The organism is Ruminococcus sp. AM42-11 (assembly GCF_003480145.1).
Classification (GTDB): Bacteria; Bacillota; Clostridia; order Lachnospirales; family Lachnospiraceae; genus Blautia_A; species Blautia_A faecis.
This window is the reverse complement of sequence record NZ_QUIO01000002.1, coordinates 25,704-49,504: the sequence shown is the minus strand read 5'-3', so window position 1 is coordinate 49,504 and position 23,801 is coordinate 25,704. Positions and strand designations below refer to the sequence as shown.

25 protein-coding genes, 2 pseudogenes and 1 riboswitch are annotated in these 23,801 nt (G+C 41.5%); of the genes and pseudogenes, 10 read left to right on the top strand and 17 right to left on the bottom strand.

All coding sequences use genetic code 11. The features are described from left to right. Positions 1-45 precede the first annotated feature (45 nt). Together DW904_RS01875 and DW904_RS01870 are read right to left on the bottom strand one after the other, a co-directional pair. Entirely contained in the window at positions 46-2,919 is a 2,874-nt protein-coding gene (locus DW904_RS01875; RefSeq protein ID WP_118577826.1) for a transporter substrate-binding domain-containing protein, read from the bottom strand. A 163-nt stretch (positions 2,920-3,082) separates the two neighbouring features. Beyond that, positions 3,083-3,158, bottom strand: a riboswitch (cyclic di-GMP riboswitch). A 133-nt stretch (positions 3,159-3,291) separates the two neighbouring features. Further along, complete coding sequence (locus DW904_RS01870; RefSeq protein ID WP_226841009.1) at positions 3,292-3,579, bottom strand: helix-turn-helix transcriptional regulator; 288 nt, start codon at positions 3,577-3,579, stop codon at positions 3,292-3,294. On the opposite strand from DW904_RS01870, the gene DW904_RS23435 reads away from it, so the two are divergent. After that, positions 3,573-3,908 (top strand): helix-turn-helix domain-containing protein, encoded by a 336-nt coding sequence (locus tag DW904_RS23435; protein ID WP_243110258.1) that lies wholly within the window; start codon positions 3,573-3,575, stop codon positions 3,906-3,908. The genes DW904_RS01870 and DW904_RS23435 overlap by 7 nt on opposite strands. A gap of 30 nt (positions 3,909-3,938) precedes the next feature. Here DW904_RS23435 and DW904_RS01860 read toward each other — a convergent pair. From DW904_RS01860 to DW904_RS01845, 3 genes and pseudogenes are all read right to left on the bottom strand, one after another. Then, positions 3,939-5,191, bottom strand: a pseudogene (locus DW904_RS01860) (ATP-binding protein). A gap of 401 nt (positions 5,192-5,592) precedes the next feature. Continuing rightward, positions 5,593-6,888 (bottom strand): group II intron reverse transcriptase/maturase, encoded by a 1,296-nt coding sequence (ltrA, locus tag DW904_RS01855; RefSeq protein ID WP_118577824.1) that lies wholly within the window; start codon positions 6,886-6,888, stop codon positions 5,593-5,595. 544 nt (positions 6,889-7,432) lie between these two features. Beyond that, positions 7,433-7,969 (bottom strand): TIGR00730 family Rossman fold protein, encoded by a 537-nt coding sequence (locus DW904_RS01845; protein WP_107001131.1) that lies wholly within the window; start codon positions 7,967-7,969, stop codon positions 7,433-7,435. Positions 7,970-8,245: 276 nt separating this feature from the next. Here DW904_RS01845 and DW904_RS01840 point away from each other — a divergent pair, with 276 nt between their 5' ends. Both DW904_RS01840 and DW904_RS01835 read left to right on the top strand, forming a co-directional pair. After that, positions 8,246-9,094, top strand: coding sequence for a site-specific integrase (locus tag DW904_RS01840; RefSeq protein WP_118577823.1), 849 nt, complete (start codon positions 8,246-8,248; stop codon positions 9,092-9,094). Next, a complete protein-coding gene (locus DW904_RS01835) occupies positions 9,091-10,266 on the top strand; it encodes an IS91 family transposase (RefSeq protein ID WP_118577822.1) in 1,176 nt (391 codons plus the stop codon). The genes DW904_RS01840 and DW904_RS01835 overlap by 4 nt, the downstream gene beginning before the upstream one ends. Positions 10,267-10,560: 294 nt before the next feature. On the opposite strand, the gene DW904_RS01830 is transcribed toward DW904_RS01835, so the two are convergent. Beyond that, positions 10,561-10,893, bottom strand: coding sequence for a helix-turn-helix domain-containing protein (locus DW904_RS01830; RefSeq protein WP_072522465.1), 333 nt, complete (start codon positions 10,891-10,893; stop codon positions 10,561-10,563). 142 nt (positions 10,894-11,035) lie between these two features. Between DW904_RS01830 and DW904_RS01825 the strand changes: the two genes are divergently transcribed. Continuing rightward, the gene (locus DW904_RS01825; protein WP_117495883.1) at positions 11,036-11,389 is read left to right on the top strand and encodes a cupin domain-containing protein; all 354 of its coding nucleotides are present in this window, start codon (positions 11,036-11,038) and stop codon (positions 11,387-11,389) included. A gap of 166 nt (positions 11,390-11,555) precedes the next feature. On the opposite strand, the gene DW904_RS01820 is transcribed toward DW904_RS01825, so the two are convergent. The 6 genes and pseudogenes from DW904_RS01820 to DW904_RS01795 all read right to left on the bottom strand — a co-directional run bounded on the left by DW904_RS01820 (position 11,556) and on the right by DW904_RS01795 (position 14,889). Then, positions 11,556-12,464 carry a radical SAM mobile pair protein B gene (locus DW904_RS01820; RefSeq protein ID WP_118577821.1) on the bottom strand — a complete coding sequence of 303 codons (909 nt, stop codon included), beginning with the start codon at positions 12,462-12,464 and terminating at the stop codon, positions 11,556-11,558. After that, positions 12,452-13,141, bottom strand: coding sequence for a radical SAM mobile pair protein A (locus tag DW904_RS01815; RefSeq protein ID WP_118577820.1), 690 nt, complete (start codon positions 13,139-13,141; stop codon positions 12,452-12,454). The genes DW904_RS01820 and DW904_RS01815 overlap by 13 nt, the downstream gene beginning before the upstream one ends. Continuing rightward, a complete protein-coding gene (locus tag DW904_RS01810) occupies positions 13,138-13,569 on the bottom strand; it encodes a radical SAM mobile pair system MarR family transcriptional regulator (RefSeq protein WP_118577819.1) in 432 nt (143 codons plus the stop codon). Before DW904_RS01810 ends, DW904_RS01815 begins: the two co-directional genes overlap by 4 nt. 107 nt (positions 13,570-13,676) lie before the next feature. Next, a pseudogene (locus DW904_RS01805) lies at positions 13,677-14,024 on the bottom strand (relaxase/mobilization nuclease domain-containing protein); the annotation flags it as partial. Next, on the bottom strand, positions 13,985-14,314 hold the full coding sequence (locus DW904_RS01800) for a MobC family plasmid mobilization relaxosome protein (RefSeq protein WP_117854901.1): 330 nt from the start codon (positions 14,312-14,314) through the stop codon (positions 13,985-13,987). The gene DW904_RS01800 and the pseudogene DW904_RS01805, both read right to left, overlap by 40 nt. Positions 14,315-14,532: 218 nt before the next feature. Next, a complete protein-coding gene (locus tag DW904_RS01795) occupies positions 14,533-14,889 on the bottom strand; it encodes a helix-turn-helix transcriptional regulator (RefSeq protein ID WP_118577818.1) in 357 nt (118 codons plus the stop codon). 158 nt (positions 14,890-15,047) lie between these two features. On the opposite strand from DW904_RS01795, the gene DW904_RS01790 reads away from it, so the two are divergent. The 4 genes from DW904_RS01790 (at position 15,048) to DW904_RS23430 (ending at position 17,772) form a co-directional block, all read left to right on the top strand. Continuing rightward, a complete protein-coding gene (locus DW904_RS01790) occupies positions 15,048-15,236 on the top strand; it encodes a helix-turn-helix domain-containing protein (protein ID WP_117524900.1) in 189 nt (62 codons plus the stop codon). Position 15,237: 1 nt separating this feature from the next. Further along, positions 15,238-15,951: a LytTR family DNA-binding domain-containing protein gene (locus tag DW904_RS01785; RefSeq protein WP_118577817.1), complete on the top strand. Its 714-nt coding sequence runs from the start codon at positions 15,238-15,240 to the stop codon at positions 15,949-15,951. Positions 15,952-15,953: 2 nt separating this feature from the next. Next, a complete protein-coding gene (locus DW904_RS01780) occupies positions 15,954-17,276 on the top strand; it encodes a GHKL domain-containing protein (RefSeq protein ID WP_226815829.1) in 1,323 nt (440 codons plus the stop codon). A 127-nt stretch (positions 17,277-17,403) separates the two neighbouring features. Next, positions 17,404-17,772 (top strand): hypothetical protein, encoded by a 369-nt coding sequence (locus DW904_RS23430; RefSeq protein WP_243110257.1) that lies wholly within the window; start codon positions 17,404-17,406, stop codon positions 17,770-17,772. Here the strand turns inward: DW904_RS23430 and DW904_RS23425 are convergent. After that, entirely contained in the window at positions 17,765-18,160 is a 396-nt protein-coding gene (locus DW904_RS23425) for a hypothetical protein (protein WP_243110256.1), read from the bottom strand. The genes DW904_RS23430 and DW904_RS23425 overlap by 8 nt on opposite strands. Before the next feature lie 13 nt (positions 18,161-18,173). On the opposite strand from DW904_RS23425, the gene DW904_RS01770 reads away from it, so the two are divergent. Next, complete coding sequence (locus DW904_RS01770; protein WP_118577815.1) at positions 18,174-19,673, top strand: hypothetical protein; 1,500 nt, start codon at positions 18,174-18,176, stop codon at positions 19,671-19,673. 11 nt (positions 19,674-19,684) lie between these two features. Then, positions 19,685-20,362, top strand: a complete 678-nt coding sequence (locus DW904_RS01765) for an ABC transporter ATP-binding protein (protein WP_117510587.1) — start codon at positions 19,685-19,687, stop codon at positions 20,360-20,362. Positions 20,363-20,747: 385 nt separating this feature from the next. Here the strand turns inward: DW904_RS01765 and DW904_RS01760 are convergent, their stop codons facing one another. From DW904_RS01760 to DW904_RS24845, 4 genes are all read right to left on the bottom strand, one after another. Next, on the bottom strand, positions 20,748-20,957 hold the full coding sequence (locus DW904_RS01760) for a stage 0 sporulation protein J (RefSeq protein ID WP_118577814.1): 210 nt from the start codon (positions 20,955-20,957) through the stop codon (positions 20,748-20,750). 812 nt (positions 20,958-21,769) lie between these two features. After that, positions 21,770-23,233, bottom strand: a complete 1,464-nt coding sequence (locus DW904_RS01755; protein ID WP_015573044.1) for a site-specific integrase — start codon at positions 23,231-23,233, stop codon at positions 21,770-21,772. Positions 23,234-23,245: 12 nt separating this feature from the next. After that, positions 23,246-23,452: a helix-turn-helix domain-containing protein gene (locus DW904_RS01750; RefSeq protein WP_015573045.1), complete on the bottom strand. Its 207-nt coding sequence runs from the start codon at positions 23,450-23,452 to the stop codon at positions 23,246-23,248. After that, positions 23,442-23,741, bottom strand: a complete 300-nt coding sequence (locus DW904_RS24845; protein ID WP_347562001.1) for a helix-turn-helix domain-containing protein — start codon at positions 23,739-23,741, stop codon at positions 23,442-23,444. The genes DW904_RS01750 and DW904_RS24845 overlap by 11 nt, the downstream gene beginning before the upstream one ends. Positions 23,742-23,801 lie beyond the last annotated feature (60 nt).

The window sequence follows — 23,801 nt, the reverse complement described above, 5'->3', positions numbered from 1 at the left end:
TCCCATGCATCTGGAAAGCTCCTGATTGCTGCGGTTGCCTCATAATCATTTATGACAGGCATTTTGCTTTCTCAACTCTTCGCTTATGGTCTGCTTAATTTTTTCCGCATCCAGCGGCTTTGCAAGATGTGCGTTCATTCCTGCTTCCATACACTTTTCTGCATCTTCCCTAAATGCATTTGCAGTCATAGCAATGATAGGGATTGTTTTTGCATCCTGCCGTTCCAGGGATCTTATTGTTTTTGTGGCAGTAAGCCCATCCATCACCGGCATCATAACATCCATTAAAATAACATCGTATGTTCCCGGTTCGGAAGCTTCAAAATGCTGAACAGCTTCTAACCCATTGTTCACTGTTTCTACTTTAGCTCCATTTTCCGTCAGCATAAATTCTGCTATTTCCACATTCAGCTCATTATCTTCAACCAATAATATCCGGACATCTGATATATCTGCATTGAAATCTTCTTTTTCTTCCGGCCGTGCATTCGTATCAATTTTAAATGGAAGTATTACAGTAAAACAGCTTCCTTCACCAAGCTTGCTTTCAACTGTTATGGTTCCGCCCATCTTTTCTACAAGTTGTTTCACAATAGGCATTCCCAGACCTGTCCCATTATAATCAGAACGTGGGGAATTATCTGCCTGTACAAATGGAGTAAACAATTCATTTTTTATAAATTCTTCTGACATTCCAATTCCATTATCTTTTATTTTAAATTCACATGTCATGTGATCTTCTAATCTTTCAATCGTTCTCATACTCATGTAAATAAAACCATTCACCTTATTGTACTTCATACTGTTTGTAAACAGATTCATCAATATTTTTTTCAGATGAACTGCATTGCTCCAAACATATATACCACTGTAATCATCATGTTCTCCTATAACATGAAGTCCTTTTTCTTCTGCCTGAAAAGATAGTGACTCCGTGATTTCCTGACATACCTGATCCAGATTGATGGATTCATCACCAAAAACCACTGTATCTGATTCTAACTTTGCCATATCTAAAACATCATTTATCAATGATAGTAGCAGTTTCGATGACTCATGTATTTTATTCATGCAATCCTTTGCCCGCTCAGCATCATTTCCGCTTTTCTCAAGAATCGTAAGCATGCCAATAATACCATTGATCGGTGTTCTGATATCATGAGACATGTTATTTAAAAAGGAAGTCTTAGCCTTATTGGCACTCTGTGCTTCTACAAGTGCATTTTGTAATTCCTGCTGTTTTTCTTCAAGCTCCTGATTCAGCTTCAATGCCTGCTCAGCAGACTTCTTGGATTTTTCTTCCGCACGTTTTGATTTTTTCAAAGAATCAAGAATTATACACAGAACAACGAAAAAAGAAATTCCAGCGATAAGTGAAACTGTCAGTAAATTGTCCTGAATAAAATCCTTCGCTGTAACTTTTCGTAAGGAAGCATTATACGAAACTACTGCACCTGAAAATTGAGTTGTAGGCATAGATGTCAGTGTTTTATTCAGAATGGACAAAAGAACCGGTTCTCCCTGCAGAATAGCAAATGGAACATCAGCTTCTTTTGTCAGGAAAACACTATGAAGCTTATTATTTTTCAAATAGTCTGAAACAGAACCTGAATTGCTTACAATACAATCCGTCTCCCCCTTCTGCATTGCTTTTACTGCTGCATCTGATGTTTCATATTCCACAACCTTCCATTGCGGATAATTGTATGAAAGATATGCTTTCAATGCAAAATCATCTTTTTCAACGGCAACTATATTCTCTTTATTTTCATCAAAAGAATCCTTTGCCGTAATTGCTGCCATATTGAGAGTCAACAGCGTATCCGACAAAGCAAATCCATTTGTTTCTGCAAAGTATGGATTCTGGTTTGCATGAAAAATCAGATCTATTTTTCCATCCTGCAATGCCTGAAGCAGTTCACTTCTTGTCTCATATCCATTTAATTCAAATTCCAGAGTCTGACCTTGCAGACAATTTTCTGCAAGATCCACATAATCTGTAATAACACCTGTCAGTTTACCTGTTGATGGATCTACACTGCTGATACCTCCATCCTGATTCAGATACCCTATCCGGATTGCACCATGCTGCCCGATCCACTCACTTTCTTCTTTTGAAAGAAACGAGCTGCTCTGTGCAGAAAGATAACGCCTGTAGAGATCATCTGTGTAAAATGGGTTGTCATCCTTGATTCTGCGCATAGCACTATCCAGTGCTTCTTTGATATCCGGACGTTCTGGATTTATAGCGAAATAGATTTCTGTCTCTCCAATACTTGTAAGCGGTGAAATATCCGATTCTTCCCAACGGGATTCTTCTACCGAAACGAAGCAGTCAATTTCATGTTTCGACAGTTTGTCCATAATTTCTGTGGTTGTAGAAACATTGATATGCTTCGTATGCAGACCATATTTTGATTCCCATTCATTAAGCACATCCTCCACTATATTATCTTTAGACACACCAATATTTTTTCCCTCAAAAGAATCCAAATTTCCTGCTGTAAGATCCATATTGGATGCATCCGTATAGATGTAATATTTCTCTTCCCCCATAGGCATATCGGAAAAAAGCATATTTTCAGCACGTTCGTCTGTATAGGAAATGTCACCAAGAATATCAATCTCTCCATTTTCCAACTGTGTAAAGCAGTTTTTCCAATCACTTGTTATGTATTTATATGTCCATCCTGCATAACCTGCAATATCTTGAAGATACTCATAACCATAGCCGCTTCTTTCTCCCTTTTCATTGACGGTATTATAAGTTTCTTCAAAAGATCCTACCCGGATAACATTGTCAGAGTTTTCTTTGGCAAATGTAGGAACGGATAAAACAATAAAACATATAATTGTGCAAAATATAATGTAACAAAATTTGAAATTCATTATATTCTGTACTAATTTGCACTTCTTCATCTTTCTCCCCTCCTCTAGGCTACAGTTGCTTGCTTCCAGATTTTAATTTTACATTCATTAATTGTCAATAACCTCCCCGCTATTTTTCCAAACAGCTTCTGTATTACTTATTCAAGTGCTCTACCATAAAAAAGCACTGCCAAACAGACAGTGCAACCTCATTTCATGCAACTGGCTGCCATTTTACAGGCCCTGTAGCTTTGCGTCCCAGACTTTCATCTGGTTTGCCGATTTCCTTATTATAGCTTTAATACTTATGCAAAAAAACTGATTTCATTATACTTTAATGCTCTAGTATACACAAGAAAACATTACCGTTTTAACGACAAAAATAAAAAAAGAACAGCCGATACATATACTCGAACTGTTCTTCTACTTCCGAAGACCACGCAGCATTGACATCACTGTTTCCTGCTCATTTGTACTCAGATTGTTCCATATCCTTAAAACTTCTTTCTGTTTTTCTGTCAGATTCTCTGAATTACCTTCCTGAAAAAACTGTGATAATGTCACGCCCAAAGCTGTACATATTTTTTCAAGTGTGATCAGCGACGGCAGGTTTTCCTGCGCCATGATTCTTCCCAGTGATGACTGGGAAATTCCAAATACACATAAGCATGATACAATAGAGGCATGCTGAAGGAGGATCTCATATGGCAAAGCAACATGACAAACAATTTAAACTTGATGCAGTCCAGTACTATCAGGATCACAAAAATCTCGGAATACGTGGATGTGCAGAAAATCTTGGCATCGGATACAGCACATTAACAAAATGGCTGAAAGACTTCCGGGAATCAGGTGATATTCCTGTTCGTGGTTCTGGTAATTATGCATCTGATGTTCTCACTATCGGAATCGTACTCTGTCTGTTCTACATAATCTGCGGAACAGTCTCATTTGTACGGATAAATAAACTGAGCCACGGCTGTTCCAACATGAAATCAGCCGTGGCCTTATTTATATCATTTCACTCTTTTTTGAAATAGAACAACACCACAGCAACAACTCAAATCGACTTAAAATTCCAGACTATTCGCATTCAGCAAGAAATACTTCATTCCCATGATGACAAAACCTTCATCATTTCTCCAAGGCTTTTTGCTGCCATTTACAATGACGATCTTCTTGAAAGAGTCCGGGATATTACGCAGAGAATTGAACTCCTGCGTCTGTTTTTCTTCCGAAGTCATGTCATATGCAACCTGGATATAGTATCTCTGGTTTCCTTGATTCACCACAAAGTCAACCTCCAACTGCTTGCGAACACGTTTGCCCTCTTTATCCTTATCGAAGATATCCACGACACCCACATCAACATTGTAGCCACGGATCAGCAGCTCGTTATAAACAATGTTCTCCATGATATGAGTAGGCTCCTGCTGTCTGAAATTCAGACGTGCATTTCTCAGTCCCAGATCAGTAAAGTAGTATTTCAGATTTGCACCGATATACTTTCTGCCCTTAATATCGTATCGGCTTGCCTTGGAAATCAAAAAGGCATCTGTCAAATGGTCGATATGCTTGGAGATGATTTTATTAGCATAAGTCATCTGGCGCTCACTGGCAAAGGTATTGGCAATCTTTGAAGGGTTGGTCGGTGCGCCGATTGCAGATGCAAGCACATCAACCAGAATCCCAATCTCATCCACGTTCTGAATCTTATTTCTTTCAATAACATCCTTCAGATAGACATTTGCAAAGATGTTCTTCAGATAGTCCGCTTTCTGTCGTTCGCTCTGGAAACTTACGATCTGCGGCAATCCTCCGTAGATCATGTAGTCATCCCAGCATCATCATAATCGCCGTCATAGACAGAATAAAACTCTGCAAAGGAGAGAGGGTAGATTCTAATCTCATCACCTCTGCCACGGAATTCGGTCACAATGTCGCTGGACAGGAACTTGGAATTACTTCCGGCGACATACACATCAATATTGCTCATGCGGAGCAGGCTGTTCAGCACTTCCTCAAATCGTGGCATGAACTGCACTTCATCCAAAAGGAGATAATACTTCCCGTCGTCTTTCATGGCATCCTTGATGTACTTGAAGCATACCTTGGGATCTCTTAATTCCTCGTTCTCAATACCATCCAATGCAATTTCAATAATATGATCAACATCAACGCCGTTCTCCAGTAAGTATCTCTTAAAGATGGTAAACAGCAAAAAGGATTTGCCACATCTACGAATGCCGGTAATCACCTTTATCATTCCATTATCTTTTCGCTCGATCAGCTGCTGTAGGTAAGTGTCTCTTTTAATCTCCATCGTTACGCTCCCCATTTCCGTGCATCTACACATTTTTTAGTAATGAGATTCTATCACAGAACGACCTGAATTTCAATATGTATTCCCATTTTATGTGCATCTACACACTTTTATGTAATGTTGATAAATATATTTTCAGATTTTTTTGATTGCAGTGTCTATAATCGATTACTCCAATCATTATTATAGGTAAACAACAAAAAGGAAATTCACTCCTGTTGCTAATCTGTTACTGGAAGAAATAAAAAAGATCATCGTTTTACCATAATCGTGAAACGATGACCTTTTTGTGATTTGAACACAGCAAGACAGTCGAGTAGACTAAGACCTCTCAATCTTAGCCCCTCACAGATCCGTACGTGCGGCTTTCCCGCATACGGCTCCTCATAGTAACATTCGCTTCAATATAAACAATAGTACGTTTTAGGTTTTGCTAACGGGTAATACTTGAGCATTTCCACAAATCCATTCCATGTGTATGCCCGTCTACAACCTCTCCGATTCATGGCTTTGAATAGAAACTGTTGTACTCTATGCAGGAATGTTGTTATCTTCCGAAAATTCCATGTAACACCATAATACCGATAGTGTCCAATTAGTTTTACGTTCAACTCTTTAATTATTTCTCGCATTGGTCGATTTCGATTATCGTAAATCCAGTTCTTGTATGCTCTAACCTTTTGCTCAAACTTCTTTCTTGAAGTCTGTACCTTTGGCACGAAACCTCCCTTTCGAGTTTTGCTACAGTAGAAGGTAAACCCCAGAAAATCAATTGTTTCAGGCTTACATTCTCCTCTTGCTCTACGATTCTGCTCTGCAAATCTCCCAAATTCAATTAGTCTGCTTTTACTACTTTCCAGCTCCAGTCCAAACTTTTCCATTCGTTCCTTTAACTCTTTATAGTATCTTTCAGCTTCTGACTTATATTGAAATCCTGCAACAAAATCATCCGCAAAGTTGACGAGAAAACACTCTCCCTGCATTTCCCTTTGCACCACCAGCTTAAACCACAGCGTCAGCACATGATGCATGTATATATTTGCAAGCATCGGACTCATTACTGAGCCTTGTGCCGAACCTTCCTCTGTTGGCTCGAATTTTCCTTGCTCCATTATTCCTGCTTTAAGGTATTTACGTATTAGCCACAATAAGTTCTTATCCTGTATATTCCATTCAAGGAACTTCATCATCCAATCATGGTCGATATGGTCAAAGAAACCTTTGATATCGGCATCTACGATATAGCTGATTTTTCCATAGCCTATCCGTTGGTATACTTCTTTTATTGCTTCGTGACACCCCCTATTCGGTCTGAATCCATACATGCAGTTTAGGAATCTCGGTTCATAAATAACTCCCAATATTTTCTTCACTGCCATTTGTACAATCTTATCTTCATAGGAAGCAATCCCTAATGGTCGTTTCTTTCCATTTCCTTTAGCTATATATACCCTCAGTGACGGAAGTGGCTTAAAGGATTTGTTTTTCAACCTCTGTACCAGTTCCTTGATATTTCTATCAAGATTCTTCCCATACTCATCCTTAGTTACCTTGTCAATTCCGACTGCTTTGTTCCCATCTAATTCCTTATGGCATTGCTTTAGCATATCTTCATTTATCAAGTGGTACACTGATGTAAATATAGGATGTTTTGATGTTGCCGATATCTCAGCTATTCTTACTAATTTCGTTTCCATTATTTCCTCCGTCCCTGAGTACGGATAATGTGTCCTCAGTAAGACCTTTACTATGCAATCCCCTTCCCTCCATCGGCATTGCCCGATTTCTACAGTACTATGGGATTGTCCGACCACCTACCATTCATTTGAAATACTCCGTTTTCAGTTGCAATTTCATACTCTTCTTCGAGAAATGGCAGGTTCTCCCCAGTTGATGTGTATTCATAATGTAAAACATGATTGGTTCTCTGACTCCGCAGTGCCACATAACACTCGCCATATCGCATTATATGATATTGTCTTCCGCACCAGTTAAGACGTCGACCGACTGAAGTTAACGTTTCGAAGCTCAATCACTATTCAACCCTGCTTTCTTGCTGTCTACGCTTGTCAGATGCCGTTACCAGCATCATCCCAAGACTCGCTATTATCTGGTTGGCTAAACCTTGGATAAACCGGAATCCCACCGGCTTGACTACACACCCTTAGCTGGGCGCACAGCTGGAATTGATCGTGCTCTGTCTTTCGCTAATGCAACTCCATTTTACTGTGCAAACATAAGTTATGCCCGTCTCAAGATTCGCTTTATATCATCCAGATTTTCAACAAAAAAGATTCCCTCCTGTCGCTCGTTAGAAGATAATCCTTTTTCAATCATATGATTTAGAAGTGCTTTCAAATCATCGTAGTAACCGTTCAGGTTGTAGAGAATGCAGGGTGCCTCCAGATGTTTCAAAGACACCTTCGACATTACCTCTGCAATTTCCTCCAATGTTCCCGTGCCGCCCGGGAAGGCAATAAAGGCTTCTCCTAACTCAATCATTTTGTTTTTTCTCTCAGACATATCCTTAGTCACAATCAGTTTTGTCAGTCCATCATGTTGAAACTCATTTTCAATAAAAAAATTCGGCTCAACACCCGTAACATCACCGCCTGCCTTCAATACACTGTCTGCCAATGCTCCCATTAAACCACCTTTAGAACCACCGTAAACAAGTGCATTTCCACTGTTTCCAATCCATGCCCCCAATTCCTCAACTGCTTTTCGTAAGCATGGGTCATTTCCTTCGTTTGCCCCAAGATAAACTGTTATATTCATTAAAAATTTCCTCCTACAACTTCCGATTGAACAAAATCGCTGCGCGATGGCCTGTCAAGGCTGTGGCGCAGTTTTTTCATTCAAAAAAGCAGTGGAATTACTTTCCATAATCCGTTATTGTTAAGTTACCACACGAAACAACTGAACTAAGAAAGCTCCACTGCCTATGATAAGAATAACATTTTCTAGTCTCTTCCGCAATCGGAATTATGACGCTAATGCACCTCCGAATAGGTAGATGTAATTATTAACACTACTTATTCTGGAGGTTTTATTATGTATAAAGATATTTTTGAATCCATCCGCAATGAAGCGGAAAAACGTAACCTGCGTGAAAGAACTATTCAACTGTATTGCTCTGATGTCAGTTACTTCCTTCGTTGGATCGAAAAAAATGTTTCTGATCTTACACTTGAAGATGCGGAAAGTTTTCTTACTGCCAAACGTCTGGAAGGCAGGTCTCCCGAAACTCACAATCACTATCGGTCTGCAATCAAGTTCTTATATAAAAAGGTGCTGAAGATTCTCTGGGATGATGACACTGTTCCGGCTATGAAAAGAGAGCGAAATCTTCCTGCCGTTCTGTCCCGCGATGAAATAAATGCAATCATTGACGCCACTCCGAATCTGAAACATAAAGCGATTATTGCAACTATGTATTCTTCCGGATTACGTGTATCGGAGGTCGTCCATCTCCATTATGATGACATTTCCCGTACCAACATGACAATTCATGTTCGTGAAACCAAAGGCAGAATTGACAGGTATACGATTCTGTCTCAAAAGAATTTAGACCTTCTCACTGAGTATTGGTACAAATGTGGTCGCCCTAAAGATATCCTTTTTCCAAGTTCCTGGACCGGTGGATATCTTGATATAACCGGTGTTAACCAGTTCTTTAAGAAAAGTGCTAAACTCGCCGGCATTACCCGTCATGTTTCCTCTCATGCATGTCGTCATAGTTTTGCCAGCCACTTATTCGAAAGTGGCACAGATATAAAATATATCCAGTCACTTCTGGGACATGTTGATCCTCGCTCTACAGATGTTTACCTTCATGTGAGCAACAAGACACTTCTTGGGATCCGCAGCCCGTTCGACAACCCGGAAGGTGGTGAATCATGAGTAAGGATTGTACGATTCAGGATGTTTTTCATCGTTTTTATCCATCTTTTGAATCCACACATAGTATTTCTCCCGCTCAGCGAAAGGCCGCTTATCACATCATGAATTGCAAAACCGGCGCCTTTGGTGTGAATGTAAGCGTATGCGAGGACTGCGGCTGCATATCAGTCCACTATAACTCCTGCCGTGACAGATGCTGTCCTATGTGTCAGGAGTTTCCAAAAGAAAAGTGGGTAGATGCACGGCGTGAGGATACCTTAGATGCTCCTTATTTCCATGTGGTTTTTACAGTTCCGGAAGAACTTAATCCCATTATCTACAGCAACCAGAAAGTCTTATACACTGCTCTTTATCATGCGGCTTCAGATACTCTCAGTGAACTTGCTGCTGATTGTAAATATCTTGGCACTGATATCGGCTATATCTGTATCCTCCATACATGGGGAAGTACCATGAATTTTCATCCTCATATCCATGCGATTGTTCTTGGTGGAGGGCTGGATGTGAAAAATCATTGGAAAGACAATGGGAAAGATTTTTTCCTTCCGATTAAGGTAATCTCAAAAACGTTTCGTGGAAAATACATGGCTGAACTTAAGCAGCTCTGGGAAAATGACAGGCTTGAATTTCATGGATCGGCTGCACCTTACAAAAACTACTATACTTTCAAGGAATTGTTAAATACCTGCTATGCAAAGGAATGGATTCCTTATTGCAAGAAACCATTTGATGGTGCCGAATCTGTCATCAGATACCTTGGAAAATACACCCACCGGATTGCTATCAGCAACTACCGTATCAAAAGTATGACAGAAGCTACAGTTACCTTTTCTGCTAAGGATTATAAAAAACAGGGTAAGTGGAAGGAGATTACCATATCTGGTGAGGAGTTTATCCGTCGATTTTTAATGCATGTTCCTCCAAAACGTTTTGTACGTATCAGGCACTACGGTCTTCTTTCATCCAGAAATAAGAAGAAAAAGATTACCCTATGCAGAAACATCCTTGGCTGCAAAAAATATATTTCCAAGCTGAAAGATATGGATGCACCTGCCATTATCCGTCTTCTTTATAATAAAGATATATGCAAGTGCTCTTCCTGTGGTGGTAAGATTATTCCTCTGCCTACAGAACAATATTTTATAAAACCAAAACCACATATGCTCTGTTAACGTATCATAACTGTATATTTTTTTAGCTTCCTTAGGGAGGCTTATTTCTGGTGTCATAATACAGGACTGAATTATAAATTTTATGTGTTTCTATGTGTACACGCTATCCTATTATAAATAGAGTGTCAGAATTAAAAGCCCATATAGAGTTGACGCGCTTTGTTCAACCAGAAAAAATCGAAATTGATGCAAACGAAAGGGCAGTTAATGAAAAGTCTCCATACTGCTTTTTCGTTTGCACCACCTTCGATTCTTTCCTTAACGATTGTTCGAGCTTTTCAAATACTAACGTACTTAATTCTGTTCAATAAGTGATTTATAGTAGTTACCAAAGTCAGCAAGTGAATTAACAATTGGAAGCATTTTTGTTCCGAGTTCCGTTAATCCGTATTCAACTCTCGGTGGCTGTTCATGGTAATCGTGGCGATATGCCAGTCCATCACTCATCATTTGCCTTAAACTATCCGTCAAAACCTTTTGTGAAATACCATCTATACTTCGTTGTAGCTCATTGAATCTCCATGGGCGCTCTTTCAAGTTACGCAAAATCAGCAGTTTCCATTTTCCTCCGATGAGAGATACCGCTGTTGCAACTGGGCATTCCGGTAATTCTTCTTTTGCTCGCATAATTCTCACCTCCGAGTCTATTGTAACACATTCATTTTTGAGTGCACAGTTACAAAAAGGTGCGTACTTGTTTTTGTATGTGTCTCACACTATACTAATACCAAGCAACCCGAAACTACAAATCAACTATGGAGGTATCATTATGACAAATTACACAAAAACAACTATTGGAAAGGAAAACCGAATTGAGCTGCACGAAAAGTTGTCTTTAACAGGTGCAGAAATCAGTTTAAACGAACTACCTGCAGGAGCAAATGTCCCATTTGTTCATTCTCATAAAGAAAATGAGGAAATCTATGGAATTCTTTCAGGTAACGGCAAAGCCATAATTGATGGAGAAGAAATCAGCCTTTCAACTGGAGACTGGCTAAAAATCGCACCTGCTGCAAAGCGTCAGTTTTTTGCATCCGATATTTCCGGAATTACTTATATCTGCATTCAGGTAAAAGAAAATTCTCTGGAACATTTTACAGCAGAGGACGCCGTAATCGGCTAATTAAAAGTATTTATTTACAAAAATGCACAGTTCTCGATAAGCTAAGAACTGTGCATTTCTTTTTTCTTCAATTTTACAATTTCTCTATTTTTCAAACAAGAATTTCTCGATTTCAAATGGCGATAAATAAATCTCTCCACCATCATCAGTTTAATTTTCATTTAGATTAACGATTTCTTTTTCCTGTATTCTCTGTCCCTCGGATTTCCTCATGATAGAAATAATCTACGATCACCGGATGTCCCTGCGGGACTCTGCCATAAGGCATTTCATTATCCACAAATGGGCAATCATACTTCTTAGCCATTTCCTCAGCTTTTACTTCAAGTGCTTCAAAGTAGCTGCGGTTATGCTTGTTATAGATCTCGTCGTAAAGGGGTACAAGATCAGGATATTTTCCGGCAATATAATCCATAATTGTCTTTTTGAAACCGCCTCGAAGATTGAGATTTTCGAGCCAGAACAGATCGCACTGATCCTTTACCCGCTCAAAGATTGCTTCAAAATCCGTGATACCGGGGAATACCGGGGATACGAAACAGACTGTACGGATACCTGCCTCATATACCTGCTTCATAGCAGCGATACGGTGCTCAATGCTCGAAGCAGAATCCATATCGTTCTTGAAATTTTCATCTAGTGTGTTGATCGACCATGAAACGGTTACACGTCCAAGCTTCTTCAACAGATCAATATCCCGTACCACAAGATCCGACTTTGTGCAGATCAGAATATCTGCGTCACTGCCGATCAGCTGCTCCAGAAGTTTTCTGGTATTCCCGAATTGCTCCTCCTGTGGATTGTAGCCATCTGTCACAGAACCGATGACCACCCGCTGTCCGGCATATTTCTTCGGATTTTTAATTTCTGGCCAATGCTTCACATCAAGGAAAGTGCCCCATTCCTCCTTGTGCCCGGTAAAGCGCTTCATAAAAGAAGCATAGCAATACTTGCAGGCATGTGTACAGCCCACATAGGGATTGACCGAGTAACCGCCTACCGGCAGACTAGACTTAGTCATGATGTTCTTTGTTTCCACCTCACGAATGAGGATTCCATTCATTACTTCTTCCATGATTTCTGTACCTCTAACACTTTATTAAATTCTTCCGGCATTTCCTGAATCATATTTTCATCCCCTATGATAGGGACAAGGTCTTCCTTCATAAACACCGGAATGCCGAGCTTATGTGCCTGGTCCGTCAGAGACCATGCCCATTCCGGCTCCGTATGAATCTTCCTGCTCTGAGCTCCGGTCATGGTGCCGACAACGATCCAATTGATTCCGGAAAGGTCAACTGTGCCGGGATCATCGAATAACGGCTCAAAGGTAACATGGTAATGTTTTGCTCTGACGTTTTTCCGAAGGGCGTCGATACGCCACAGTTCTGCTTTCCTCGTCACCGTAACGCCAAACCATGCGTTTTCCAGATCGGTATCAAAATCCAGCAAATCAGGTCGCTTGGTAAGGAACAGGAACTGATGCTGTGGATTTTCACGGATCTTTGCAAATACCTCGTCTCTCCATTCCGGCTTCCATCCGGAGAGATCGCTCATGCCGGTAAGAAGAAAGTTCTGCGGACGTTTCTTTTCCATCATCTTGAGCTTACCCGGAAAGAATTCAGGGTCAGCGAAGTCATCAATCATATGCCAGCGTTTCACGTTGTTGCGGGCATAGCAATATGCACACCCCACTGTGCAGCCAATGACGATATTCATGTTCTGAATCTGATCTTTGATACAAATACTCATGACTTCTGCCACTCCTCAAGATTCTTTCTGATGCGGTCGAGGCATTCCTCAAACCGGGTAATTTCTTCCTCTGAAAAACCTTTGTAGTAAATACTGCCCATCTCATCAGATACAGAATCGTACTCGCCCTTTAAGGCATGTGCTTTCTCAGTCAGAAACAGGAGTGTTTTCCTTTTGTCCGTTTCAGACTGAACACGGCTTATCAGCCCTTGTTTTTCCATTCTTTCCAGCATCGTAGTAAGAGAAGTTATCGCTAATCCACATTTAATCGAGAGTGACCTGATTGAGATTCCATCTTCCTGCCACAGTACATAAAGAATACGCCCTTGGGCTCCGTTAAACGCATCAATATTCTTTTCGCTGAGAATCTTCTCAAAGATTCGATCTCCAAGTTGTTTTATTTTGGTAACAAGAAATCCGCCATTCATTTTCGCACAAAAACTCCTATATAGTATATTATCAAATAATACTATATAGGAGTTTTACTGTCAACAGTTTGTATGTCTAAGTAGAAGTAAATACCGATTTGCACCTCAACCGCATTAAAAATCAGGTGGTTATGAACATGTTCTTTGTCTATATGGGTGGTAAGCACAAACTCATACTTGCCGCCCAGGATTTCTTTTGCAAGCTCCATGCCGATCTCATGGGCCTGCTCCGGCGTGACCTCCCCAGGTTGAAAGGCTTGGATCAGGTGGCGGCCCAGGTTCGTTCCCTTGTCGATGGCGTGGCGGCGGGTCCAGGAAAATTCGATATCCGCGGTTTCGGCGGCGCAGCCATGGGCGGATACAAGCAGCTTTCCATCCGTCTTTTCTGGGTTGCAGATATAGTCAATGGCCGCTTTCAGCGTTGACTTGATAGGATGCGTCTTTGTAACTGCCATATCTCATCCAGCCTTTCCCGTATCTCCTCCATGTCGGCCTGATACGCAGGGCCTCCGGCATTGATCCGCTTGGCAATCTGGTTGATATTCCGGCCGATGGCGGAAAGTTCCGAGGTAAACGCTTTGATCTCCGTGGTGTCGGTGTAGATGATATATCCGTCAATCGCCATCTTCCGCAGGTAGGCGCCATAGCGCCGGGTGGGGAGCTGGGCCATCTTCTTGTCAATGAGGCGTTTTTCTTCCTCCGTGACATAAAACTTCATCTGAATATTTCGCTTTCGATTTGCCATGCGCCGCCTCCGTTCTTTATAAGGGTTTGGGATTATCCCAACAAGCAGAAATTTCGCAAGTGGGTACTCACTTGCTGTGCTTGCTATCGTTTCTTTTCTCGTACCTAAGTAATACCAAAACCTTCACTTTTGCTACCAAAACGCAAAGAAAAAAACGCTACAAACTTTATCCGTTCATAGCGTCTGTTAGTTCCTATTCAGTTGTGCCGGGAGCATGGTCACTCCCCCTTTTCTCTGGCGCCCAACACGGCCTGTACGGTGGCAATGATGATCCCGATCTCCCGATCGGTCAATTCATCTGCCAGGACGTCAAGCTGCCGGCGCGCCGTGGATTTCCCATCTGCCGTATCCCCAAAGAGAAGTTGATCCACGGAGATGTGATAGCGGGACATGAGCTCAAAAAAGATTTGGAGGCTCGGATGTCGCCTCTTGTTCTCAATATTGGCGAGATAGCGGGGAGAAAGATATATCTCGTCCCCCACTTTGTTGCGGGACTCTTTTTGCCCCGTCCGTGCTGCTTTTATTGCTGCCCCATAAGGGCGAAAGTCAATTTTCTGTACTGGTCTCTTTGCCATATTCATTCACCAAACTACATTTTACAGTTCATCTTTCTTTCTGGATATGTCTTTATAGTTCCCGTTATTAGCTAAAATAATTCATATTTTAGCCTTGATATTATACGGATTTCCGTACATAATTATACTGATAGAGTTTAGAGAAAGGGCGGATGAAGATGGAGTATATGTCCTGTCCCGAAGCAGCGAAAAAGTGGGGCATTTCTGAAAGGCGGGTACAGCGGCTTTGTGAGGATGCCCGCATACCTGGCATTTCAAAAATCGGATATATGTGGCTTATACCAAAGGCAGCAGATAAGCCAGTAGATAAACGGCAAAAACAAAAGAAAGGCGGCGAGAAATTGTAACATGAGTAAGGTGCTATTAGTAGAAGATAATACAAGTGCAGTAAAGAAAATTGTGCGTTATATTGACAATATATCTGCCGATCTTGAGGTACATTCTGTTTCCGAGGCCGGAGAAGCTTTGCAATATGCAAAAGCGAACGATGTTTCCCTTTTTATCCTTGATATTCAGTTAGAGGACTATAAAGGAACCAGCTTAGCAAAGCAGCTCCGCGAATTGCCGGAATATAAATATACGCCGATTATTTTTGAAACGGCATTGGCAGGAGAAGAACTTTCAGCTTATCGAGATGTGAAGTGTTACAGTTTTCTTGTAAAGCCATTTGGCGAAGAAGAATTTGTAACGGCATTTCGTGACGCGTTGGGATTGTCTAAACAGATGAGCCAACAAGCAAAAACCATTCAGATTGAGCAAAAGCAATTTATCTTAGAATATGTTACACAGGATATTGCCTATATCGAAGCCTTTGGAAAAAAACTTGTGATCCATACCAGTAGCCGTCTGTCCGGCATCAAAGAAGATACGATTTCCGGGTACACTTTGTCTGGTTTATTGGCGTTGCTTGATGATCCAGCATTTGTTCAGTGCCATAAGAGTTATGTCGTGAACAAATCCCATATTGAGAAAATTGACAAATCCGAGCGGAAGATTTTTCTGAAAGGATTTACAGATACAATCCCCATCGGAAATAAATATCAGGCCGAATTATGGGGGTAAACATGAACTTTCTAATGAATCTGATACAGTTAGGATTGGATGTGGGAATACTGGCTCTCTGCTGTGAAGCCGTTTTCCGGCAAAAATCAGAAATAAAGGCAAAAGATTTTCTCATTTTTCCCATTCTTCTTGTTCTTTGTGTTGTACCGAGAGTGGATTTTTCTGTCGGAGCAAATATGACGGCATCTTTCCGCAGTGAAGGCTTTGAAATACTACCAGCAGACAATATTGTTGGATTGCTGTTTTTGATTTTTGCAGTATTGTTGTTGAGCAGTATTTTCTTCGGCTCCAAATCCAGCGGAACGGTTTTCTGCGGCACAATGGCGGCCTTCTCCATTTTCCTGTTCGTCAAATGCCTGTGCGCGGTTCTTTTTGCTGTCTGCGGAGCTACGGATATTTTACTCCTGTTGGGCAGCCGTATAGCGGCGTTGTGCCTTATAGTCGTACTGGAGTTCACGCCACTTTTCGGCTTGATCCATCAGCTCGTCCAAAGAAGCGATTTCACAGTTCTGATCGTATCTGCCAATATCTCTGTCCTTCTCATGGCAGTGCTTTCTATCCTCTCTTTTGATGTGGATAGAATTCTTTCCCATCTGTGGGTGATTATAATTCTGATCCTTGCGGTGTTGCTGCTGGACAGTATATTGCTGTTCCTACATCAGCGTCGGACGCAGGAGCAAAAGCGAATCCACATGATTGAGCAGTATGTGCCTATTGTAGAAGAATTGATCTCACAGGTTAGGGCAAGGCAGCATGAATTTAATAACCGGATGATGGCGATTGAAGCTGCCGTTGCCTCTGCTGATACTTTAGAAGAAGCCCGGAAAGAAGTAGCAGATCTTACAGGAAGTATTGGAATCAGTCTTAATGATCGGGAACTGCTCTCATGCGACAGCAAAATGATTGCCGGGATGCTGTTTGGAAAAATAAAGCAGGCAGAAGTGGCAAATCTTCACATAGAATTATCCTTACACGGTCTTTTCAAGAAAACCGTCACCCCGGAAACAGAATGGATCGAGGCCATTGGAATTTTATTGGACAATGCAATCGAGGCTTCACCGAAAGGAAGTACGGTTTTTTTATCCAGTAAGAAACAGGGGGACTTTCTGGAGTTGACAGTTTCCAATCCGGCTCCGCCGCTGTCAAATACTGAATTTATGGCCTTGTTTGGAAAAGGTGTAACTACAAAGGCAAATCGGGACGGCCACGGCTTTGGCCTGTATAACATCCTACGCATGACGGAACGGTATCATGGAAAAATCCTGACCCGTAACGAATCCATTTTGAATGAAAATTATGTTGTCTTTGGCGTACTCATGCCATAAAAAAGGGTATGAACGAGGGTTTTAAGGGAACGAAATTTATCTTGTTCCCTTAAAACCCTCTCTTGTTTCCGGCTATTGAAGCGCCTGAAAGAGTTCGATATACTGGAAAAAACAAAGAAAGGGATGAATGAATATGATAGGCCTTGTGAGAAATGAGTGGAAAAAAGTTTTTCTGCCGGTGCTATTGACAACAGTTCTTCTGGCAATCGCCATGAGTGTGTTGTCCTGCACAATTTATCAAAACTATACACTACACTACGATTTAGAGGCATGGGAAGTTGGAACAGAGCTGTTTTCTCTGCTTTATCCGCTGTTTGTTGTGGTGCCGCTATGCTGGAATTTGTATTACGAGCGCAAAAACAACTTCCTGCTCTATGTCATGCCGCGAGTGAAAATTAAGAAGTACCTGACTGCCAAATGGATTGCGTATGCACTGGGAACCCTTTGTATTATTGTAATCCCTTATATACTATCGGCGGTGTTTGCCTCTATGTAAAAACGCCCGTGGTTCCTTTCGTTGAAAATCCGTTTCGCCATGTATTTGAAAACGCGTTTATAAAGACCCCGCTGTTATATGCAGTTGCCCTGTCCCTTTGGAGAGGCATCGTCAGCCTTTTTGTAATGACCTTCGGTTTTGTCCTCGCTTTATACTGCAAGAACATTTTTGTGATCCTTACCGGGCCGTTTATGTATTCCATTTTAGAAAACTTCGTTCTGGCGATTCTCCGCTTGGAGAGACTGCGGCTGGTCGTAGCTTTTGATCCCACAACAGTCGATCCAAAGGTCGTATCGATCTCCTCTTTCCTCTTTGGCCCAATCGTTTTAAGCATTGTGATTGGCCTGACAGCGTTTCTCCTTTCTAAGAAAAATGCTATCGTAACCATTTAGGAGTCCGTTATGATTGCGCTTATCAGAAAAAATCTCCGTTTGTGGGGATATGGAAAGTCGCTTGCCCTATTTGCCGGATGTATACTTTTTTCCATCAGCGGGAGGTTAAACGGAGGTATTGCATACGAGCGGCACATCTTGTCGGCGGTATCAGACCATTACTATCTGACCTATTTTGTGCTGCCGATTGTACTGTTAAGCTGCTTTTCCTTTATTGATGACGACGGAGAGCCAGTAATCTTACGGTTTCAAAGTTACCATTCTTATTTTCTGAAAAAATGGATTGGGGTCGGTTTGATTGCAGTCATTCTGACGGCTGTTCAAACTGGGGCAATTCTTCTGTCTGGTATAGGATTACCTTTAGGCAACGAATGGAACCTTGCTGCGGGTGCAACGGAAGCCGAGTTATTTTCCACTCTGGAACAGCTTTTTGCCAGTCCCTTGCAGGCGTTTGTCTGTTTTACCCTCTATCAGCTTATTGGAAGTTGGCTGATATTTGGAATCTGTATGTGGATTGGACATTTCACTGGGAGAAAGTGGACGATTCGAATTGTAATCGTTCTTTATGTCCTCTCGGCTGTGTGGATCAAGCTTCCGGCAATTCAAAATATTCCGCTGACGAGTTTTAATCATTTGCTGATTTTACACCACAATTTGGGCGTGCCCCATCGTTTAGAGATAACTGCCTTTACTTTGCTGCTCATTGTTTTGATAATTGCTATATCTATTCGGTTTGCGTGGCGGGGACAGTTGCCGCATATACCGTTGTCCCACCGTGGTATAGCTGGCTACTATTTCCATGCGCTCATGATCCCTCGTAATCTGCTGATTCTTTTAGGTGTTGTGTTGGGAGTTTCGATTTACAAAGGCTTAGGCAATGGCACCGCCCTATCAGGATTGGAATGGATTTATGCCCTGTTTGCAGGACATGGAACCGGATATTTTCAAGTTTTACCTTTTCTTGAACTGCTGATTACCGGCGGTGTGCCCCTTTACCTGCTTGCCGCTTTTGTGGAGCAAACAGTGAACGGGCAATCTATATTTGTTTCTGTGCGCTCGAAGGGCCGCAGGCATTTGATGAAGAGCATTTTATTGGTCAGCATAAAGTTTCTCATGGTATATGCAATCTTTTGGCTTATGGCTGGCCTTATAGGGGCATCCCTATTCAGCACTGGATTAACAATCGTTTCTTTCAGATTCCTGCTCTATGCGGTTTTGATGAAGTGCCTTGATATATTGGCGCAATATCTGATTATGCTCGGCATCTACATTGCCACAAGACAGGTTACAATCGGTTTCCTTGTGTTAGTGGCGGGAAATCTGCTCTGTGTCCTTCCGGGGAATTGGGTAGCTTATTCGCCTTTTGGCCTTTCCAGCCTGACAAGAATTTCTGTTGTGGAACCGGGAATTGGAATTTCCGCTGTGTCCGCCTTTGGGATAGAGGCCGCTATTTTAACGCTGATGATTGCAGGAATCCTTATGTGTGGCTACAAGAAAATATTGAATTAGGAGGACAGAATATGAGTTCATATATTGAAGTGAAAAATGTATCAAAAAGTTTTGGTGGCAAGGCAATTCTTCAAGACGTTTCACTGTCCATAGAACAGGGAACAGCTGTTGGTTTGGTTGGCGCTAACGGCAGCGGAAAGTCGGTGCTGTTCAAGATTTTATGCGGTTTCGAGAAGCCTGATCGGGGCAGTGTTTATGTGCGCGGAAAACAGCTTGGTAAAAATGGCCGCGACTTCCCCGAAAGTTTGGGAGTATTTATCAATTCCCCCGGGTTTATTGGCATTTACAGTGGTTTTCAAAATCTGAAATTTCTTGCGGACATTCAAGGGAAAATTGGAGAAAAAGAAATCCGACAGGCCATGGGCAAAGTGGGGCTTGACCCTGATAATAAAACGAAAGTAGACAATTATTCTCTTGGTATGAAGCAGAAACTGGGGATTGCACAGGCAATTATGGAGGGGCAGGATATTCTGATTTTGGATGAGCCTTTTAACGCATTGGACTACAAAACCTATGAGGATGTAAAGGCCATCATCCGTATGCTGAAAGCGGAAGGCAAGACCATTTTTCTGACTTCACACCATTTCAAAGACATTGAACAGCTATGCGATCAGGTGTACTCGATTGAAGATTGCAGACTAATTCCGATTACGGAGGAAATTGCTGCCCGCTATAGAGAGATGGAATAACCCGTTAAAAGCAATAAGAAAGGTAGCTGCCGGACGGCGGCAAAGAAAAAAGTCGTCGTCCAGCAGTCCTATCAACACGCCTATAAGAAACGGCGGCTTTGAATTTCAGAGCCGCCGTTTCTTTGCGCTTGCACAAACCAATGACGACCTACAGGGACACGGTAGCCAATAGGAGGTAATATTGCCGTGTTCATTTTTGCCTTCAACAATCTGCCTAATATTTTACGGTCAAAAAAAGCTCATATCCTCCATGGGGGTATTCTGGGCATGAGTATGAACATAAAAATCATGTAAATAGATTTTATAATTCCTCTGCGCCTGTCTGCGTTTTGCAGGCAGGCGCTTTTTGCTGTTTATGTGAGCCTTCTCCATGTAGGGAAGCCTTTCATAAAAACTTTCTTCCCTCTGCGGTTGCCAAAATCGCAAGCCTTAGCGGATTTAAAATGCCATACTTCTCAATGCTTTCCTGCAGAAGAAACATTTCCTTATCATCTTTCACTTGAAACGGATGCTCTTTGAATGGTCGAAGACGCTCAATCTCAATTTCTATGATTCTTTCTTCGTTTTCTTCTGATTGTCTGTTTAGTTCAGTCATCTTGACTCCTTTCCTCCAGGATTCAGGACACTAAAAAATGCCTGCCTGGAACTTTTATAGATAGTAAAGTTCCAAACAGACATTGCTGTTTGACCATTAGCTGTAGCTAATAGAATTGAGTACTGTTTCAGCTAATTTATGTTTGCAGGTTTGGGAGAGATTGTTTCTTTTCCCGCCTTTTCTCTGATTTACATCCCCAAATAAGGGGGGTGTAAACAAAGCGGAACCCAAATGTTAGCTGGACTTCCTAAAACCCATGTTTGCAAACCGGTAATTTTGATTAGCTGTCAGCTAACAAAAATCGGATTGCGTTAGCTGGAAATTGATCATTTTGAATGGAATTTTGTGTCACGAACGTGATTTGAAAATAACAAAAGCGTTCGTTGTCAGCTAATCCAGCTAACATTTTCGAACGCTTTGAAGCCCGTCGCCAAGAGGATTTGAACCTCCGACCCCTCGCTTAGGAGAAGCCCCCGAGGGGCATTTTTGACTCCCTACAAATCCCCGAAAATCCTTGATTTTACTGGCTTTTCTGGGATTTCACTGTTAGTAAATTCTCGTCCAAAACCTGCTAATTTTTCGTGGTTTTTTGCCTTCCTTTTAGCAGGGTATTAGCAAATGCAAAGAAATATGGGAAACATCATTGAGTTAATCTGTAGCCCATAAATCACAGGAAACGCATTTGAAGTTTACGCATTCTCTTATGCAAATCAATAATCTGTGTTCAAATATTATAATGGTTTTTCTTCTTGATTTCAAGATTTTTCAGGAATTACAAAAGGCAACCCTGACGGATTGCCTTTTTTGTATGACTAAATTGTTTTCGCTAAAGCCTTTAATAATGCTGCTGTTTCCGGATTTGATAACAGTTTTGTGAGCAAGGCGGCGTTTTCATCTGTACTGTTCTCAGCAGGCTTTTCTTTTTCAACTTCGCTCTCTTTTTGAACCTCTGCCATTGGGTCAAGGAGTTCAACCGAAGTTTCAAACTTGGGCATTGGAGCAGTTTTACCTTCTTCCGCATTTTTGAGACCTTTAGCGTTGTAGAACTGTTCCTCAAACTTCTGTGCGTTATATCGCCTGTCCTCGTCGATTATATGGCTGTAAACATCGGCAACCATATCCATTCGGGCGTGTCCTGAGTCGCCTTGAACCGATTTCATATCGCCGCCGTTCCATTTCAGCTTGTAGGTTATACTTGCGTGACGGAAGCTGTGAAATACCACATCGGGTAAGTCGTTGTCCTGTATCAGCTTTTTCAAAGCACGGTTGATTACCTGACCTTCCATCGGTCTGCCTGACGAATGGCAGAATACCAAGTCATAATCCAAATACTCATCACCGAAAAGCTCTTTCATTTCGTCAATCTGCTTTTTTCTCTCTAACAGCATTTGAGCTACGGTTGACGGCAAGAAGATTTTTCTCACACTTGTTTTAGTTTTTGGCGTTTTCAAAACAAGGGAGGTATTTGTATTTGACAGAGTTCTCGGAAAGACACGGATAATGTCCTTATTATCAAGCACCTCCATTACATCTCTGTTTACTCGCTGAAGCTCTTTATCTACAAAAATGGAAGCGTTGTTTTCTTTCAGGCTTTCCTCCGAAATATCAATGCAATCCCAAGTAAGACCGAGCATTTCACCCATACGGAGTGAACAGGCAAAGGATAAATTGATGGCTAATGCGAGAATATCATCATCGCACACTTCAAGAGCGTGCATAAGAGTTTCTGCTGTCCATATTTCTCGTTTCTGATGTTCCTCTTTCGGGAGCGTTGCATTGAGAACCGGGTTTCTTGTCATCAACTCCCATTTTACCGCCTGATTAAAGGCACTCCTTAAAAACTTATGGATTTCTCTTACGGTATGTACGGTCAGATACTCATTTTTAGGCTTTTTATTCTGTACCACTTTGGTCTTAACTTTCAGAAGGCTTTGATAGAATTTATCCATAAGTCTCGGAGTCAGTTCATCAAGTTTCACATCGCCGATAAGCGGAATGATGTAATTATACATAAGCCCTTTCTTTGAACGGTAGGTTGACATTGCCCAGTTATTTACTCCGTACACGGAGCAGTATTCTTCAAGCAAATCCGCAACTGTCGTAGCATTAGGAATGATGAATGTACCGCTTTGCTGTTCAAACTCAATTTGAGTTTTTCTCTTTTTAGCGTCTGCGTTTGTATCAAAGGTTTCCCATTTTTGATGTTGGTTTCCGTCATCGTCTTTGTAGGTATAAACGACGGAATATCGATTCTTTCTCTTTACAATAGAAGCCATAGTCGTTCCTCCTTATTCATTATCCAGCCATTTATCAAAGCTGGTCTTTATTATGCGGTATCCGGTTTCGAGCATTACTGCCTGAAAACACCCCTGTTTGATGAGCTTATATACGGTCTGTCGGGTAATACCCAAGATTGACTGAACTTCCTCTACGGAATAGCTCTTTTTTGTATATGTACCGCCGTTTAATTCACGAACTCTATCCTCAATCGACATATCCCTCCACCTCCTCGATTTCCTTAACTTTAGTGTATTTACTTTGCGAAGCGTACCACTTATCAAAGCTTTCTCTTTTTATTCGGCGTTTACCGTCAACCCATATAAACTCAACAATGCCATCGTTCATAAGGTCATTTGCGGTGCTTCTCGGAATGCCGAGTACCTTTGCAACAGTAAGAGGAGAGAGCGTTTTGCCGTATTTCTTACCGGGTCTTTCGCCGTTTACTTTCTCATAATGGAATTGTCCTGCATACCAATCTTCAAAGCTATCCACATCAACTCTCATTTTGCCCAGTACCAAATAGGTCTTAAATCGGCACTGATTGATGAGTCGGTATGTAGCCGT